This is a genomic window from Microbacterium sp. TS-1, assembly GCF_000509385.1.
GTDB lineage: Bacteria > Actinomycetota > Actinomycetes > Actinomycetales > Microbacteriaceae > Microbacterium > Microbacterium arborescens.
On the sequence record NZ_BASQ01000001.1, the window covers coordinates 745,893 to 762,803 of the forward strand.

The 16,911-nt window shown below is 68.4% G+C and carries 17 protein-coding genes; 9 read left to right on the forward strand and 8 right to left on the reverse strand.

Annotation, left to right across the window (positions count from 1 at the left end; translation table 11 throughout):
- Positions 1–47: 47 nt before the first annotated feature.
- Positions 48–776 carry a response regulator transcription factor gene (locus tag MTS1_RS03525; protein WP_023951485.1) on the forward strand — a complete coding sequence of 243 codons (729 nt, stop codon included), beginning with the start codon at positions 48–50 and terminating at the stop codon, positions 774–776.
- Between the two features lie 18 nt (positions 777–794).
- Here MTS1_RS03525 and MTS1_RS03530 read toward each other — a convergent pair whose 3' ends face one another.
- From MTS1_RS03530 to MTS1_RS03545, 4 genes are all read right to left on the reverse strand, one after another.
- Positions 795–1,958: a diguanylate cyclase domain-containing protein gene (locus MTS1_RS03530; RefSeq protein ID WP_023951486.1), complete on the reverse strand. Its 1,164-nt coding sequence runs from the start codon at positions 1,956–1,958 to the stop codon at positions 795–797.
- Positions 1,955–3,631: a cell wall metabolism sensor histidine kinase WalK gene (locus MTS1_RS03535; protein ID WP_023951488.1), complete on the reverse strand. Its 1,677-nt coding sequence runs from the start codon at positions 3,629–3,631 to the stop codon at positions 1,955–1,957. The genes MTS1_RS03530 and MTS1_RS03535 overlap by 4 nt, the downstream gene beginning before the upstream one ends.
- 124 nt (positions 3,632–3,755) lie before the next feature.
- Positions 3,756–5,213, reverse strand: a complete 1,458-nt coding sequence (rpsA, locus tag MTS1_RS03540) for a 30S ribosomal protein S1 (protein ID WP_023951490.1) — start codon at positions 5,211–5,213, stop codon at positions 3,756–3,758.
- Between the two features lie 228 nt (positions 5,214–5,441).
- A complete protein-coding gene (locus MTS1_RS03545; protein ID WP_370576208.1) occupies positions 5,442–5,954 on the reverse strand; it encodes a YchJ family protein in 513 nt (170 codons plus the stop codon).
- Between MTS1_RS03545 and MTS1_RS15985 the strand changes: the two genes are divergently transcribed.
- From MTS1_RS15985 to MTS1_RS03560, 3 genes are all read left to right on the forward strand, one after another.
- Positions 5,953–6,471 (forward strand): hypothetical protein, encoded by a 519-nt coding sequence (locus MTS1_RS15985; RefSeq protein ID WP_144083362.1) that lies wholly within the window; start codon positions 5,953–5,955, stop codon positions 6,469–6,471. The two genes, MTS1_RS03545 and MTS1_RS15985, sit on opposite strands and share 2 nt — an antisense overlap.
- 230 nt (positions 6,472–6,701) lie before the next feature.
- Positions 6,702–7,160, forward strand: coding sequence for a hypothetical protein (locus MTS1_RS03555; RefSeq protein ID WP_052007569.1), 459 nt, complete (start codon positions 6,702–6,704; stop codon positions 7,158–7,160).
- Between the two features lie 46 nt (positions 7,161–7,206).
- Positions 7,207–8,124: a 5'-3' exonuclease gene (locus MTS1_RS03560; RefSeq protein ID WP_023951498.1), complete on the forward strand. Its 918-nt coding sequence runs from the start codon at positions 7,207–7,209 to the stop codon at positions 8,122–8,124.
- Between the two features lie 15 nt (positions 8,125–8,139).
- Here MTS1_RS03560 and MTS1_RS03565 read toward each other — a convergent pair whose 3' ends face one another.
- The 3 genes from MTS1_RS03565 to trpD form a co-directional block, all read right to left on the reverse strand.
- On the reverse strand, positions 8,140–9,138 hold the full coding sequence (locus MTS1_RS03565; RefSeq protein ID WP_199484992.1) for a PHP domain-containing protein: 999 nt from the start codon (positions 9,136–9,138) through the stop codon (positions 8,140–8,142).
- 49 nt (positions 9,139–9,187) lie between these two features.
- Positions 9,188–9,679: a hypothetical protein gene (locus tag MTS1_RS03570; RefSeq protein WP_023951501.1), complete on the reverse strand. Its 492-nt coding sequence runs from the start codon at positions 9,677–9,679 to the stop codon at positions 9,188–9,190.
- 93 nt (positions 9,680–9,772) lie between these two features.
- Positions 9,773–10,822: an anthranilate phosphoribosyltransferase gene (gene trpD, locus MTS1_RS03575; RefSeq protein WP_023951503.1), complete on the reverse strand. Its 1,050-nt coding sequence runs from the start codon at positions 10,820–10,822 to the stop codon at positions 9,773–9,775.
- A gap of 121 nt (positions 10,823–10,943) precedes the next feature.
- Between trpD and MTS1_RS03580 the strand changes: the two genes are divergently transcribed.
- The 5 genes from MTS1_RS03580 to MTS1_RS03600 all read left to right on the forward strand — a co-directional run bounded on the left by MTS1_RS03580 (position 10,944) and on the right by MTS1_RS03600 (position 15,856).
- Positions 10,944–11,588 carry a heme-copper oxidase subunit III gene (locus MTS1_RS03580; RefSeq protein ID WP_023951505.1) on the forward strand — a complete coding sequence of 215 codons (645 nt, stop codon included), beginning with the start codon at positions 10,944–10,946 and terminating at the stop codon, positions 11,586–11,588.
- A gap of 18 nt (positions 11,589–11,606) precedes the next feature.
- Complete coding sequence (locus tag MTS1_RS03585) at positions 11,607–12,407, forward strand: c-type cytochrome (protein ID WP_023951507.1); 801 nt, start codon at positions 11,607–11,609, stop codon at positions 12,405–12,407.
- A 36-nt stretch (positions 12,408–12,443) separates the two neighbouring features.
- The gene (locus tag MTS1_RS03590) at positions 12,444–13,520 is read left to right on the forward strand and encodes a ubiquinol-cytochrome c reductase iron-sulfur subunit (RefSeq protein WP_023951508.1); all 1,077 of its coding nucleotides are present in this window, start codon (positions 12,444–12,446) and stop codon (positions 13,518–13,520) included.
- A complete protein-coding gene (locus MTS1_RS03595; protein WP_023951510.1) occupies positions 13,517–15,367 on the forward strand; it encodes a ubiquinol-cytochrome c reductase cytochrome b subunit in 1,851 nt (616 codons plus the stop codon). The genes MTS1_RS03590 and MTS1_RS03595 overlap by 4 nt, the downstream gene beginning before the upstream one ends.
- 81 nt (positions 15,368–15,448) lie before the next feature.
- Positions 15,449–15,856, forward strand: coding sequence for a rhodanese-like domain-containing protein (locus tag MTS1_RS03600; protein WP_023951512.1), 408 nt, complete (start codon positions 15,449–15,451; stop codon positions 15,854–15,856).
- Between the two features lie 615 nt (positions 15,857–16,471).
- Here MTS1_RS03600 and MTS1_RS03605 read toward each other — a convergent pair.
- Positions 16,472–16,909: a cytochrome c oxidase subunit 4 gene (locus tag MTS1_RS03605; RefSeq protein WP_023951514.1), complete on the reverse strand. Its 438-nt coding sequence runs from the start codon at positions 16,907–16,909 to the stop codon at positions 16,472–16,474.
- Positions 16,910–16,911 lie beyond the last annotated feature (2 nt).

Here is a 16,911-nt window from a genome sequence, read left to right on the forward strand (position 1 = left end):
CGATCGATACGATGGAACCCTGACAACCCGCAGAAGGTGGGATCACCGTGGAACGTACCGCCGTCATCGTCGAAGACCAGGCCGACATCCGCAGCCTGCTTTCGGCGATCCTCGAGTCGAGCGGGTTCACCGTGCACGCCACCGAGAACGGGCTCGACGCGGTCGAGCTGATCCGAACCGTCGCCCCCGACGTCACGACGCTCGACGTCAACATCCCGGGGATCGACGGGTTCGAGGTCGCGCGCCGCGTCCGCGCGTTCAGCGACACCTACATCATCTTCATCTCGGCGTTCGTCGAGCCCGGCGATGCGGAACGAGGGCGAGCAGCCGGTGGCGACGAGTACCTCGGCAAGCCCTTCCGCCCGCGAGACCTCAAGGCACGCCTCGCCGCGATTCCGTCTCGACGGCGCCGCGAAGAGGCGCCCGTCGACGACATCGTCCCCGCCGGGCTGGCGACGTCCGCGCCGGCCGGGTCCGCTTACGGTGACCTCTCCGTCGACGAAGGCGGATTCCGCGTCGCCGGCGCACCCGTCGACCTCGCGCCCACCGAATCGGCGGTGCTGCGCGACCTGGTCGTCGCGCATGGGCGCACACGGACCAAGCACGAGCTCGCCCTCTCCCTGCGCTCCCGCTCGCGCGCCGATGCCCCCGATGCCGATGAGGTCCGGGCGGTAGAGCGCAGCGTCGAGTCGCTGCGGCAGACGCTCGCCGCCGCGGCCGCCTCCACGCTGATCCTCTCGGACCAGGGCATCGGTTATCGCCTCGCGCCTTCCTGAGCCGACCCGTTCACGCGATCAGGAAGGCTCCGCGAGAAGCACGGCCGACGCCACCCCGGATGACGCGCGGGTCGCCGTCGTCGCGGCGACCTCGATGAGAGCGTCCCCGTCGTAGCCCACGACGTCGCTCAGGGCGACTCCGATCCCGATCGCGGGCAGCACTCCCCCCTCGACCGATGCGAGCGCCTCGAAAAGCGAGCGGTACAGCGCCATGGCCTGTCGCCGCGCGTCGGCCGCCGAGCTCACGACCGTGACGACGCCGATCCGCTCGGAGCCGACCTCGCCGACGACAGCGAGCGTCGGCGCGTTGGTCGTCATGGTGTCGCGCCACGTCTGCACGACCTCGTCGCCGACATCGAGGCCGAAAGCCGTCGCGATGTATTCGAGCCCGTCGAGCTCGATCACCCAGACCGCCATCAGCTCCCGCCGGGCTCGCGCGCGTTGGACGCTCACGGCGACAGCGCGGCGGAAGCCGGCGACCGAGACGATCTCGCCGGGGCCGGTATCCCGCCCCTCCGGCGAATCGGAGCCGCGGACACCGGCCCGGCCGGCACGCAGCACGGACGCACTCACGACTGCCGTGATGGAGAGGACGACGGTGAGGATGCTGGTCGGCACAGAGCCCACCCACAGCTGAAACGTCTCGCCGTAGCCGAACATCGACACGACGACGATGCGCGCGAGATAGAACGCGGCCTGCACACCGAACACGAGACCCAGCGGGAGCGCCGTGCGGGATGCCCCGAGCGCGCCGCGGAAGCACTCCACCGAGGCAGCGGCCGCGGCGGCGCTCAGGGCGGCGAACATCACGAGGGAGCCGGACCAGTCGTCGCCGCCCAGTGCGAACTCGACGGACGCGGCGATCGCGGCGACGATGCCGGCGACCGCCACCAGCACACCGGCCCCGCGTACCGTCCGCCGATTGTAGGCACGGCATCCGAGCCACATGAGCCCCGTGCCCACCACCGAAGCCGTGTTGCCGCACACGACGGCCCACGCGGTCTCAGGAGCGCTGGCCCACACGACATAGAACATCGTCGTCAGCACGGCGCAGAGGAACCCGACCGCCCAGAAGCGGCCGCTCTGCTCGGGACGCCGCACCAGCGTGTCGAAGACGAAGAGCACCGCGCACGCCAAGACCACGATCGCGGTGATCACGGATACGGAGAACTGGTCGATCATGACGGCGCCGCCCCCGGTCGACGGGCCGGAAGCGTCACCGAGAACGTCGACCCCACCCCCAGGACGCTGCTCACCGTGATGTCGCCGCCGTGCCTGCGGACGATGTCGCGGCTGATGGCGAGCCCGAGTCCGTTTCCGGTGACGGCGGAGTCCCGCACAGCGGCTCCACGGTAGTAGCGCTGGAACACCGAACCGAGGTCCTCCTCGTTGAGGCCCACACCCGAGTCCTGGACTGCGATGAGCGCCCACTGATCGCCCACCGAGGTCGCCACTGACACGCGTCCGCGCGGGCGGTTGTACTTCACAGCGTTGGAGAGCAGGTTGTCGAGCACCTGACGGATGCGGACCGGGTCGGCGTACGCGCGGGCGGGTTCGACGCGGGACACATCGATCGTGATCCCGCGCTCGCCCGCGCTGACGAGGATGGACTCCACCGCGGCGTTGACGATCTCGACGAGATCGATGTCGGCCGGAGACACCGTCAGCTGGGCAGCGGACTTGTGCTGGCTCGACGCAGCGAGCACGTCGCCCACGAGACGCAGCAGCTGATCCGCATTCCGGTCGGCCACGCGCAGGTTCTCGAGCGCCGCCTCGGGCACCCCAGGAGTGTCGATCGCGAGTTCGAGGTACCCGAGGATCGAGGTGAGGGGCGTGCGCAGCTCGTGCGACACCGACGAGACCAATGCGTCCCGTTCTCGCAGCGCGTCGGTCTCGGCGGTGACGTCACGCGTGACGACGACGGCTCCGGAGTCGCGTCCGTCCGGCTCGATGATGCGCCGTGCCGACACGCTCAGGACGCGGCGGTCATCGTCGCGTCCGACCTGGATGCGCGCGTCGGTGAACGCCTCGCCGCGCCGCACTCGGGCGAGCGGATGATCCTGCGGGTCGAGGGGCGTCGAGCCGTCCGCCGCATACACGTCGGGCTGTCCGCTCGTGCGGGATCCCCGTTGCAGCCGGGCGTGCGCATCGTTGATGATCGAGGCCGAGCCGTCCGTTTCGATGCGAGCAACGCCGAAGTCCACGCGGTCGAGAGCCTCCGTGAGCACCTGCTCGTGCCGGCGAGCTCGCTCGAGGGATTGCGTCAGCACCGTCGCCTGACGGTCGAGGAGGAGACGCTGAGCAGCGGCCCGCCTGCTGCTGAGATACGTGGAGGTGCTCACCGCGATCAGCAGCAGCGGCAGCAGAAGAAACCCGAACGAGGACGGCGACGCATGGATGACGGCCTCCGTCACTCCGTACGCGGTCAGAGCGAGGACGATGCCCCCGATCCAGCCGACGGTGCCGAACCCGGCGGCGAGCCAGATCACGGGGAACACCCACAGCAGCCCGAATCCCCCGGTCGGTTCGGCGACCCGCATGACCCCGATCGCCGCGACGTCGCCGAGTGGGATCATCGCGAGCCACAGCGGACGGAGGTGACCCCAGGGGACGATGATCGCAGCGCCGGTGAGCATGAACACGGCGGTGACCGCGAGGAAGAAGAGAGCGGTGTCACCGCGGAATCCGATGACGAGACCGGCGATCGCGACGACGAGCACCACGGACGTGGTGACGATCTGACTGAGCATCGCCGATCGCGTGCGGTCGCCGTCGCCGAGGACGGCATCGACCCATCGCGGGGGCGCGGGGAGAACATATGTCGCCCGCGTGCGCTGCGGCGTGTCCGTCTCCATGATCTGAAACTATCGCGTCCCGGAGCAGCCCGGGCACGCGGCGGGCTGATGATCCCGACTGCGCATGAAACGGCGGAAGGGCCGGAGCACGAGGCTCCGACCCTTCCGTCGTGTCAGTGTGAACTCAGCGGCCCGACAGCTTCTCGCGCAGAGCGGCGAGAGCCTCGTCGTCGGCAAGGGTGCCACCGCCGGTGCTCGCGGACTGGACGTCCGACGAGAACGACGAGCCGTTGTCGGCGGGAGCCGCAGCCTCGGCCTCGAGAGCCTTGACGACGGCGGCCTTGTGAGCCTCCCAGCGACCCTGAGCTGCCGCGTACTCGGCCTCCCAGGCAAGACGCTGCTCGTCGAAGCCTTCCTTCCACTGGTTGGTCTCCGGGTCGAAGCCCTCGGGGTACTTGTACTCCCCGTTCTCGTCGTACTCGGTGACCATGCCGTAGAGGGCCGGGTCGAACTCGGTGCCGTAGGGGTCGACCGACTCGTTCGCCTGCTTGAGCGACAGCGAGATGCGGCGACGCTCGAGGTCGATGTCGATGATCTTGACGAAGACCTCTTCGCCGACCGACACGACCTGCTCGGCGAGCTCGACGTGCTTGCCCGACAGCTCGGAGATGTGCACGAGGCCCTCGATGCCGTCTGCGACGCGCACGAACGCACCGAACGGAACGAGCTTGGTGACCTTGCCCGGAGCGACCTGGCCGATCGCGTGGGTGCGGGCGAAGACCTGCCACGGGTCCTCCTGCGTCGCCTTCAGCGACAGCGAGACGCGCTCGCGGTCGAGGTCGACCTCGAGGATCTCGACGGTGACCTCCTGGCCCACCTCGACAACCTCGGAGGCGTGCTCGATGTGCTTCCACGAGAGCTCGGAGACGTGCACGAGGCCGTCCACGCCGCCGAGGTCGACGAACGCACCGAAGTTGACGATCGACGAGACGACGCCCTTGCGGACCTGGCCCTTGTGCAGGTTGTTGAGGAACGTGGTGCGCGACTCGGACTGCGTCTGCTCGAGCAGGGCGCGGCGCGAGAGCACGACGTTGTTGCGGTTCTTGTCGAGCTCGAGGATCTTGGCCTCGATCTCCTGGCCGAGGTACGGCGTGAGGTCGCGGACGCGACGCAGCTCGATGAGCGACGCCGGCAGGAAGCCGCGCAGGCCGATGTCGACGATCAGACCGCCCTTGACGACCTCGATCACGGAGCCGGTGACGACACCGTCGTTCTCCTTGATCTTCTCGACGTCGCCCCAAGCGCGCTCGTACTGCGCACGCTTCTTGGAGAGGATGAGGCGGCCTTCCTTGTCCTCCTTCTGGAGAACGAGGGCTTCGACCTCGTCGCCGACCTTGACGACCTCGTTGGGGTCGACGTCGTGCTTGATGGAAAGCTCGCGCGAGGGAATGACGCCCTCGGTCTTGTAGCCGACGTCGAGGAGGACCTCGTCGCGGTCGATCTTCACCACGGTGCCTTCGATGAGGTCACCGTCGTTGAAGAACTTCAGAGTCTTCTCGACCGCGGCCAGGAAGTCCTCAGCAGATCCGATGTCGTTGATAGCGACCTGCTTGGTGGCCGGGGCGGTCGTTGCGTTAGTCATGTAGTGGGTTGTCCTTGTTGGGTCAGGGTGTCGGGCCGCGGATCCGGGCGTCATCTCGACGATGACGGGCTCGACCGCGGCGGATGGTTGTGGATGATGCGTCGTGAACGCATGGCGACAAGGCCACACGAGTGACGATCCAGAGTATCAGAGCGCGCCCGCGCGATTCCAGTCCCCCAGCGCATCCCCGGCTCCCGGCGACATCCGGCCCGAGGCTCTGGTCGACGGTCAGCGCGAGGGATCGACGACGCCGCCGACGTAGAGCCACCGACCGCGTATCCGCGTGAACCGGCTGACCTCGTGGAGTTCTCCCGAGTCCGTGCCGGAGCGCCACCGCGCCGTGAACTCGACGGTGCCCTCGGTGTCGTCGGGGCCGCCGGCCGCGCGGACGACCGTGAGCCCGGTCCATTGCTCGGGCCCGTCCGACTCGATGTCGTCCGGGCGCGTCACGGGATGCCAGGTGCGCGCCAGGTGGGCGCCGTCGCGGACGGCGAACGCGGTGTAGCGCGAACGCATCAGCTGTTCCGCGGTCTGCGCCGTCCGACCGTCGAGAACGGGGCCGCAGCACGACCCGAACGACCCGCCGCCGCAAGGGCAGGGGTCTGTGGCAGCCGGCCGCCGTCTCAGCGCCGCTTCACCGAACGACATGTCCACCCCGGTTCCGCATGCCTCCAGGCTACGAGACCGCCCCTGTGGACAGTTCGCACGCCCGCCCGGCGGGCCTCGGTACGTTCGGGACATGTTCGTCCGACGCCGCCATGCTGTTGCCGCTCTCGTCGCCGCTTTCCTTCTGACGAGCGGATGCGGCTCCCCCGCGTCACCGCCCGCCTCACCGATGACCACGACGACCGCCTCCCCCGCCGACAGCGACGCCGCCGCTTTCGCCGCCGCCGAGGAGACCTACCGCACCTACGTCGAAGCCCTCAACGCTGTCGACCTCGCCGACCCGTCGACCTTCGAGCCCGTCTACGCCCTCACCACCGGTGAGGTGCAGGAAGCTGATCGGCGGAATCTCGACCGTTACAACGCCGAGAACGTGACCTTGAGCGGCGCTTCGATCATCACCAGCATGAAATATGACGCCGAGTCTCGACTATTGCAGGCATGTTTGGACGTATCGGCGGTCGAGCTCACTGCACCCGATGGCGCCAGCCTCGTAGATCCCGACCGTCGCGCCGTTCAGTCGTTGATAATCAGCTTCGATGACTCGGCCTCTCGGATCGCGCACATCGAAGCGGGCGAGGCCAGCAAATGCTGACGGCGGCCCTCCTGATGGCGAGTCTCGCGACGTTCGGAGGGGGCGACACAGGCGATCCCGTCGGCGGGACCTCCTTCTGGCAGTCAAACACCGACGGCCGCACCGTAGACGTAGGAGGACTCAGGACGACGGGCGGGCGCTTTTCCGGGCCGGCGGCGCACGTGGGGAGCAGCAACAAGCCTGCCCCGCCGCGAGACTGCGGAGCACTCAACCGATGCGACGACTTCACGGTGTCGCTCCTGCCGCAGGCGACGATCGCCGACGTCGCATCCTTCGCTCCGCAACCCGCTGCGCTCAGCAGCCAGCCGGCCGGCTTCGCCGTTGCCGGGCTTCCCGTGGACTTCGAGATCGCGGCACCGCAGCACATCGCCACCGGAACCCTCTTCGAGCTTCCGGTGACCGTTCGCTTCACGGCGGAGGACATCGTCATCGCGCCCGGCGACGGATCGACTCTCAGTGTCACGGGCAACGCTCGGACGCCTGCGAGCCACGTCTACCGCTCGCGCGGCAGCTTCGTCGCGACCGCCACGGTGCGCTATCGAGCGGAGGTCGATCTCGGCCGCGGATGGCGACTGGTCGCGGGTCTCCTCGACATTCCAACCGCGGGGTATCCGATCGAGGTGCTGGAGGCTCGTGGGACGCTCGTCGACCGCGCCTGCAACGAGCCCCCGTCGGGCCCCGGGTGCTGAAGCGGCAGGATGCTGCGAGGCGGGCATCCCGTGCCAGGATGATGCGATGAGCGACCGCCTCATGCTGCTCGACAGCGCATCCCTCTACTTCCGCGCGTTCTACGGCGTGCCCGACACCGTGAAGGATTCCGAGGGCCGGCCCGTCAACGCGGCCCGCGGCTTCCTCGACATGATCGCGAAGCTCGTGGCGGCCTACGAGCCGACCCACCTGATCGCCTGCTGGGACGACGACTGGCGCCCGCAATGGCGGGTCGACCTGATCCCGACCTACAAGACGCATCGCGTCGCGGAGGCGGTCGAGTCCGGCCCCGATGTCGAGGTCGTGCCCGACCCGCTCGAGGCGCAGATCCCCACGATCTGCGAGAGCCTCGGCGTGCTCGGCATCCCGGTCGTGGGCGCGCCTCGCCACGAGGCCGACGATGTCATCGGCACCCTCGCCACGCGGGCGACCATGCCCGCCGACGTCGTCACCGGCGACCGCGACCTCATCCAGCTGGTCGACGACGACCGCGGCGTCCGGGTCGTCTACACCGGACGCGGGATGAGCAACCTCGACGTGCTGACCGGAGAGAGCGTGCTGGCGAAGTACGCCGTGCGCCCCGAACAGTACGCCGACTTCGCGACGATGCGCGGCGACGCCTCCGACGGGCTTCCCGGCGTCGCGGGGGTGGGCGAGAAGACCGCGGCGACCTTGCTGGCCGCTCACGGCGACCTCGCCGGCATCCTGGCAGCTGCCGAAAGGGGTGAGGGTATGACGGCCGGCGTGCGGGCGAAGCTGGCCGCAGCGGCCGACTATCTCGCGGTGGCGCCTCAGGTCGTCCGGGTCGTGCGCGACCTGGACCTCGGCGCTGTCGACGGCCGCATCCGTGCCGCCGATCCCAACGCCGTCGCAGAGGTCGCCGAGCGCCGCGGGCTGGGCGGCTCGCTCGCACGCGCGGCATCCGCGCTGCGCAGCCGCGCCTGACCCCTCCACGCCCCTTCAGGAGCGGGGACGACCGGCCCACTCCCGCAGCCGGTCGAGCGACCAGGTCGTGACGATGCGGTCGGCGGGGACACCCAGCCGCTTCGCGCGCTCGGCCCCGTAGTCGATGAGCGACAGCTGCCCCGGCGCATGCGCATCCGAGTCGATCGAGAAGAGGCAGCCGGCGGCGATCGCCTGCTCGATGAGATCGTCGGGCGGATCCTGCCGCTCCGGCCGGGAGTTGATCTCGACGGCCACGCCATGCTCGGCGCACGCGTCGAAGACGGGCTCGGGATCGAACTCCGATTGCGGCCGCGTGCCGCGCTCCCCTTCGACGAGCCTGCCGGTCACATGACCGAGCACGTCGACGCGAGGATCGGATGCCGCCGCCACCAGCCGCCGGGTCATCGCCCCCCGGGCCATCCGCAGCTTCGAGTGCGCCGAGGCGACGACGATGTCGAGCCGCCGCAGCAGGGCGTCCTCCTGATCGAGGGAGCCGTCGTCGAGGATGTCGACTTCGATGCCGCTGAGCAGCGTGAACCCGTCGCCGCTCATCCCGGCGACGACGTCGAGCTGGTCGCGCAGGCGTTCCGGCGACAGGCCGCGGGCCACGCGCAGGCGAGGCGAGTGATCCGTCAGCGCGAGGTACTCGTGCCCGAGGGCGCGCGCCGCGGCCACCATCTCCGGGATCGGGGTGGAGCCATCGGACCAGTCCGAGTGGCAGTGCAGGTCGCCCCGCAGCCGGCGGCGCAGCTCGCCGGCGACGACGACACCCCGCCGTTCGCGCAGATCCGCGAGGTAGGCCGGCACGCCGCCTGCCCGCGCCTCGACGATGACCGCGAGGGTCCGTTCGCCGATGCCGGGGCGGCGGCGCAGCGCGGTGGTGTCGTCGAGCTGATCATCGGACAGGCTCCGGATCGCGTCGGCCGCAGCTCGGAACGCCTTGGATTTGTACTTCGACGAACGCTCGCGCTCGAGCAGCTCGGCGATCTCGGTCAAGGCGTCGATGGGATCCATGAGCATGTCTGGGGCCCGTGCCGGAGCACGGGCCCTTCGTCCTCCCCGTTCAGCCGGAGGTGACCGCCGCACGGCGGACGACCACCGGGGCCGAGGCCAGGCGGTGTACCGCGAAGCCGAAGATGATCGACAGGATACCGACGCCCATCGCGAAGGCGGCGACGCCGAACGAGACCACGGAGGTGAACAGAGATGCGCGAAGGAACGAGGCGTTCATCATCGTCGCGCGGACGGGGTCGTCCTTGTCCAGCTCGGCATAGGTCTTGCCGCCGGAGGCGTCGAGCGCGTGATGCTGGATGATGTCCGCCTGCACGTAGGCGGTCAACGGCCCGGCGACGGTCTGCCCCTGGAAAGCAGCGGCGTCGTCGGGGACGGTGATGTTCTCGGCGCGCAGCTGCCCCGACACGATCGACCAGACGACGATTCCGCCGATGATCAGGACGACTCCGCCGAGCATCCCCAGGATGCCTAGGAGCTTCACGAGACCGGTACGGCGGACGGGGGCCTCCACCGTATCGGCGGTGGGGGTGGTGTGGGACATCAGTTCCTCCTCGGGTGCGTTGCGCCTCACGCTATTCACCCGGCCTCACGGCGCCGCCCACACGGTGCCGTGAATAAAGGATGTGGTCTGACCTCAGCTCGCGGAGGCCGCGATCCACCGCTCGAGGGTCTTCGACGCATCCCCCGAATCGATGGCCCGCACCGCGGCCTCGGAGGCCTCGGCCAGTCGCTCGAGAATCGGACGCTGCACCTGAGCGGCATCCCGCCACAGCCGGTAGGCCACGATTCCCGCCGCCGCGTTCAGAACGACGATGTCGCGCACCGGGCCACTCTCCCCGTCGAGCACGCGCCGGACGACCGCGGCGTTGTGCTGCGGCTCACCGCCGATCAGATCCTCGATGCGCGCGAGGGGCAGGCCGAGATCGCGCGGGTCCAGATCGTGCTCGTGGATGTCGCCGAGACTGACCTCCCAGATCCGGCTGTGCCCCGTCGTGGTCAGCTCGTCGAGGCCGTCGTCGCCACGGAAGACCAGGGCAGTCGCACCGCGCGTTCGGAAGACGCCCGTGATGAGCGGCACCCGGTCGAGGTGCGCGACGCCCACGGCGTTCGCCTCAGCGCGAGCCGGGTTGCAGAGCGGCCCGAGGAAGTTGAAGACGGTGGGGATGCCGAGCTCCGCGCGCGCCGCCCCGGCGTGACGGAAGCCGGGGTGGAAGGCCGACGCGAAGGCGAAGGTGATCCCCGCCTCCTCCAGCACGCGTGCGACATGGTCGGGGTCGAGCGACAGGTCGATGCCGAGCGCGCCGAGCACGTCCGACGAGCCGGACTTCGAGCTCGCGGCTTTGTTGCCGTGCTTGACGACGGGCACGCCGGTGGCCGCCGCGACGATCGACGCCATCGTCGAGACGTTCACCGTGCCGAAGCGGTCGCCTCCGGTGCCGACGATGTCGAGCGCGTCGGTGGGGACCGCGAGCGGCAGGGCGGCCTCGAGGATCGCATCGCGGAACCCCACGATCTCGTCGACCGTCTCGCCCTTCGCGCGCAGCGCCACCAGGAAGCCTCCGAGCTGAGCGTCGGATGCCCGGCCGGCCATCACCTCGCGCATGGCCCACGTCGCCGCCGACACGCTGAGATCCCGCTTCTCGAGAAGATCGGTCAGGATGTCGCGCCACGCGTGCTGAGCCATGACACACGATCCTATCGGCCACTTGCCGGGCGACTTTGAGCTCATTCTTAGGTACCCCTAACCGCGACGCGATCCGATCAGACCTTCAGCGATGCAGAAACCACCCTGCAGATCGGCCATAATGGATGCCGTGACGACCACTCCAGCGACGTATTCCCAGGCCCTGCGCTCGGTCAAGCGGCCGGACCCGGTCGCTGTGGGCACCATCGTGTGGCTCGGCAGCGAGGTGATGTTCTTCGCGGGCCTCTTCGCGATCTACTTCACTCTGCGCAACACCTCTCCCGAGCTGTGGGCCGACCGCACCGAACTGCTGAACATCCCGTTCGCCGCGGTCAACACCCTCATCCTCGTGTTGTCGTCGGTGACGGCGCAGATCGGTGTCCACAACGCCGAACACTTCCGCCCCTACCGCTCGGGCTCCATCTGGAACCTCCGCAAGTGGGGAATGGTGGAGTGGTTCTTCCTGACCTTCCTCATGGGCGCGATCTTCGTCTCCGGCCAGGTGTGGGAGTACGCCACCCTCGTCGCGGAGGGCATGCCCATCCAGGCCGACTCCTACGCGTCAGCCTTCTACATCACCACCGGCTTCCACGCCCTCCACGTCACCGGTGGTCTCGTGGCGTTCCTCCTCGTCATCGGGCGCGCCTTCGCCGTCAAGAACTTCGGCCGGAAAGAGATGACGTCCGCCATCGTCGTGTCGTACTACTGGCACTTCGTCGACGTGGTGTGGCTCGTCCTGTTCGCCGTCATCTACTTCCTGAAGTAACCCGGAGCTGATTCACCCATGGCATCCAAGAACCCGCGCCGCAACGGCGGACGTCGCAGCAAGTGGGCTGCCGCCGCACTGATCGGCATCGGACTGCTCGTCACCGGCGGAGGCTACGCCGGCGCCACCGCCGCGATGGCCGCGGGAGACACGACGCAGACGACATCCACGCTCACGGTCGAGGACGGCAAGAAGCTGTTCCAGGCCAACTGCGCCACCTGCCACGGCCTCGACCTGCAGGGCACGAACGACGGCCCCTCGCTCTACGGCGTGGGCGAGCTGTCGGTCGAGTTCCAGGTCGCCACCGGCCGCATGCCGCTTCAGATGCAGGGCCCCCAGGCTCCGCAGAAGCCCGTGCAGTTCACGCAGGAGCAGATCGAGGCGATGGCCGCCTGGGTGCAGTCCGAGGCCCCCGGCCCGACCTACCCCGAGTCCGAGGTGCTCGACGGCGAAGGCGACGTCTCGCACGGTGCCGAGCTCTTCCGCATCAACTGCGCGATGTGCCACAACGTCGCCGGCGCCGGCGGCGCGCTCACGGAGGGCAAGTACGCCCCGCCGCTGACGACCACCTCGCCGCTGCACATGTACGCCGCCATGGTCACGGGCCCGCAGAACATGCCCGTCTTCAACGACATGACCCTCACCACCGAGGAGAAGCGCGACATCATCAGCTACCTGATGATGCGCCCGACCGAGAACTCGCCCGGCGGATTCTCGCTCGGTTCGCTCGGCCCCGTCTCGGAGGGTCTGTTCATCTGGATCTTCGGCATCGGCTCGCTCGTCGCTATCTCGGTGTGGATCACCGCGAAGTCGAACTGAGAACCGTGACGATCGAAGCAACGCACAAGGAGCAAAATGGCTGACGAGAAGGCGCCCGAGCAGGTTCCTGCTTCCCCGGTGCCCTCATCGGGGCTCGCCGTAGCGGTGTCCGACCCGGTGCACAACCCCGGGCTCGCACCTCACCGCAAGCGCATGACCGACAAGGACCCCGCGGCCATGACGCGCGCGGTCCGCACCGTGTACACCCTCTTCTACCTGTCCGCCGCGGCGAGCATCTGGGCCATCGCGGCGTACCTGCTCTTCCCGATCGAGAGCGGGCTGATCAGCGACATCCGCCGGAACAACCTGTTCATCGGTCTCGGCATCGCCACGGCTCTCCTCGCCATCGGTATCGGCGCGATCCACTGGTCGAAGGCCGTGATGAACGACACCGAGTTCATCGAGGAGCGTCACTCGACGCGCGGCAGTGAGAAGACCCGTGCCGCAGCAGTGCAGGTGTTCGCCGACGCGAACAACGAGTCCGGCTTCGGCCGCCGCACGATGGTGCGCAACTCGCTCTTCGTCGCACTCGCGGCATCCGTCCTGCCCGGCATCACGCTGTTCCGCGGCCTCGCGCCGCACAGCTCGCCCGAGCACCCGCACGCGGGTGACCCGGTGCACCTGCTCAAGCACACGATGTGGGAAGAGGGCATGCGCCTGGCGCACGACCCGACCGGCAAGCCCATCCGTGCCGCCGACCTCACGCTCGGCTCCGCCGTGCACGTCATCCCCGAGTCCCTCGCGACGCTCGCGCACCACGACGGCTACCTCGAGGAGAAGGCCAAGGCCATCGTCCTCCTCATGCGTCTGCTCCCCGAGCAGCTGAACGAGGCGGATGACCGCAAGGACTGGTCGTACGACGGCATCGTCGCGTACTCCAAGGTGTGCACGCACGTCGGATGCCCCGTCGCCCTCTACGAGCAGCAGACCCACCACCTGCTGTGCCCGTGCCACCAGTCGCAGTTCGACGTCACCAACGCGGCCGCCGTCATCTTCGGCCCCGCAGCACGTCCGCTGCCCCAGCTCCCGATCACCGTCGACGACGAGGGCTACCTGATCGCACGCAGCGACTTCACCGAACCCGTCGGCCCGAGCTTCTGGGAGCGTCATTGAGCACCTCCACCCACCCCACGGAGAACGTCACGACCGCGCCCGCGGTTCACGCTGACGGCCCTGCGCGTCCCTCGGACAAGCCGCTCGGCGGCAAGTTCGTCGGCGGCGTCGCGAACTACCTCGACGAGCGCACGAGCATCTCGGGCCTCGTCAAGGAGCTGGGCCGGAAGATCTTCCCCGACCACTGGTCGTTCATGCTCGGCGAGATCGCGCTGTGGTCGTTCGTCGTCGTCCTGCTCTCGGGAACGTTCCTGACGTTCTTCTTCGAGGCGTCGATGGCTGAGACGCACTACTACGGCGCCTACGCGCCGATGCGCGGCCTCGAGATGTCGGCCGCCATGGCGTCGACCCTCGAGATCTCGTTCGACATCCGCGGCGGCCTGCTCGTGCGCCAGCTCCACCACTGGGCCGCGCTCGTGTTCGTCGCCGGAATCGGCGTGCACATGCTGCGCGTGTTCTTCACCGGCGCGTTCCGCAAGCCGCGCGAGCTCAACTGGGTGATCGGCTTCATCCTCTTCATCCTCGCGATGGCGGAGGGCTTCACCGGCTACTCGCTCCCCGACGACGTTCTGTCGGGCAACGGTCTGCGCATCATCGACGGCATGATCAAGGGCATCCCGCTGATCGGCACCTGGACGTCGTTCCTGCTGTTCGGCGGAGAGTTCCCGGGCACCGAGATCGTCGGGCGCCTGTACGCGCTGCACATCCTGCTGCTGCCGGCGATCCTGGTCGCGCTCCTCGCCCTGCACCTCATGCTCATGATCGTGAACAAGCACACGCAGTTCGCCGGGCCCGCCCGGACGAACAACAACGTCGTGGGCTACCCGATGATGCCGGTCTACATGTCGAAGATGGGTGGCTTCTTCTTCATCACCTTCGGCGTCCTCGTGCTCATCGCCGCGCTGTTCACGATCAACCCGATCTGGAACTACGGCCCGTACGACCCCTCCCCCGTGTCGGCTGGTACGCAGCCCGACTGGTACATCGGCTTCGCCGACGGCGCGCTGCGCCTCGTCCCGCCGCACTGGGAGTTTGTCCTGTTCGACCGCACCTGGTCGTTCAACATCCTGGTTCCGCTGGTCGGACTCGGTCTGTTCATCGTCATCGTCATGCTCTACCCCTTCATCGAGGCGTGGGTCACCGGCGACAAGCGTGAGCACCACATCGCGGAGCGTCCTCGCAACGCGGCCACGCGCACCGCGATCGGTGCCGCCGGTGTGACCTTCTACGCCGTGCTGTGGGCTGCTGCTTCGTCCGACATCATCGCGACCCACTTCCATCTGACGATGGAGGGCGTGATCCACACGCTGCAGGCGCTTCTGATCCTCGGGCCGGTCATCGCGTACTTCGTCACGAAGCGCATCTGCATCGCGCTCCAGAAGAAGGACCGCGAGATCGCGCTGCACGGTTACGAGTCGGGTCGCATCGTGCGCCTGCCCGGTGGCGAGTACATCGAGGTGCACCAGCCTGTCGACGAGTACGAGCTCGTCAAGCTGGTCGACTACACCACGAACGCTCCCCTGGTTGTGCGTCCGAACGACAAGGGCCAGATCCCGTGGCACGAGAACCTGCGGGCCGGGCTCTCACGCTGGTTCTTCGAGGACCGCCTCGCACCGCTCACGCAGGCCGAGATCGAGGCTGCCCGGGCACACGCCCACCACGACCTCGAGCACATCGCTGAGGAAGAGGACGCCGAGATCCAGGGCGCCCACGAGCGCGCCGGCGTGCCGAACGCTCCGCACCAGCCGATCGACGAAGGCAAGGGTGTAGAGACGGCCAACCGCCCCTCGAACATCATCGTCCCCGACGAGGATGCCGAGGGCGGAGAGTCGCCCAAGAAGAGCTGACAACGGACCTGTCCGGATTACGGCGGGGTGTGACCGATCGGTCGCACCCCGCCGTTGTTCTGTCTGCGTAGCGTGATCACCATGACAGACGCGCTCTCCTATTTCACCGCCAAACTCGAGCATGAGACGGATGCCTCCGACGTGTACGCAGCGCAGCGAGGGGGCGACCGCTTCGTTCTCGTCGACGTCCGTAGCGATGAGGCGTGGGCTCAAGGCCACGCGGTCGGCGCCATACACCTCCCCCACCAGGAGATCACCGCGCGCGCGGCCGCCGAGCTCGATCGAGACGTCGACGTCGTCGTCTACTGCTGGAGTCCCGGATGCAACGGCGGAACCCGCGCCGCCATCGAGTTCGCCAAGCTCGGCTACCGCGTCCGGGAGATGATCGGCGGGTTCGAGTACTGGGCGCGCGAGGGCTACCCGGTGGAAAACGCTCACGGTCCCCTCACCCGCACCTACGACCCCCTGGTCGCCGTCGTACGCTCCTAAGGCTTCCTTGCGGCACCTGCCGACCTCCGCGCTGGGGGCCTGCTGGTCCGCCGCCGCAGCTGCGTGTACCGCGATGCAATGGATCGGAACAGACACCCCGCTCTGACTGTGCCCGACGTGGGGTGTCTGTCGTATTCCATTGCATCCCGGCGCTCCGGCCCGCAGAACCTGGAGCGAGAGGTTCGTACCAGGCGCAGCCCGCCCGCTCGTGATGCGGGGCCGCAATGCAAGAGATCAGCGGCCACGCGCCGAGCCCCGGAGCTCAGAGGCGGCGTGTTGCTGCAGAGACCTTGCATCCCGGCCCAATGATGAGCACCAGACGTCAATTGCACGGTTCGCCCGGACACGCGGGTCGACGGACAAGGCGCGCGGAACGCCTGCCTGGCGCACCGCCAGTGCCTCAACCGCCTCGCGTGCCCCGAAAGGCATTGATGTGCCCAGCCGTCAGGAGCACGCACAGTCCTCGGCCGACGCTACGGAGGCCTCAAGGGGCGGGTGCACATGACAGCGCGACCCACGGGCGGGCGCAGGGGGCGCACGAAGGATGCCGCCGCGACGGCGTCAACGACGACGGCCACCGCACCGGAGTGCGATGGCCGTCGTAGACGCTCGGGGTCAGCGCGCGAAGTAACCGCGGTAGTACTCGTACACCCATCCGACGATGGCGACGATGAAGATCGCGAATCCGATCGGCAGAAGGAACTGGCCGACCGCGAGTCCGATGATGAACACCGACGCCGCGAACGCCAGCACGAGCGGCCACCAAGACCACGGGCTGAACTCGCCGACCTCGGGGTCGCCGTCGTCGATATCAGCGGTGAGCGAGTCCTCGGGCAGCACGCCGCCCTGAGCCTTGTGCACGCGCGAGACGTAGAACGCGATCATCGCGCCCATGAAGCCGGTGAACAGGAGGGCGGTCGAGCCGACCCACTCGATACGGTGCCACCAGACACCCTGATCGGTGTGGGCGACGAGGTTCCACACGGTGTACGTGATGAACACCGCGAAGAAGAACCACGTGAGCACCCACCACAGGTTGATGTTGGTCTTCACGG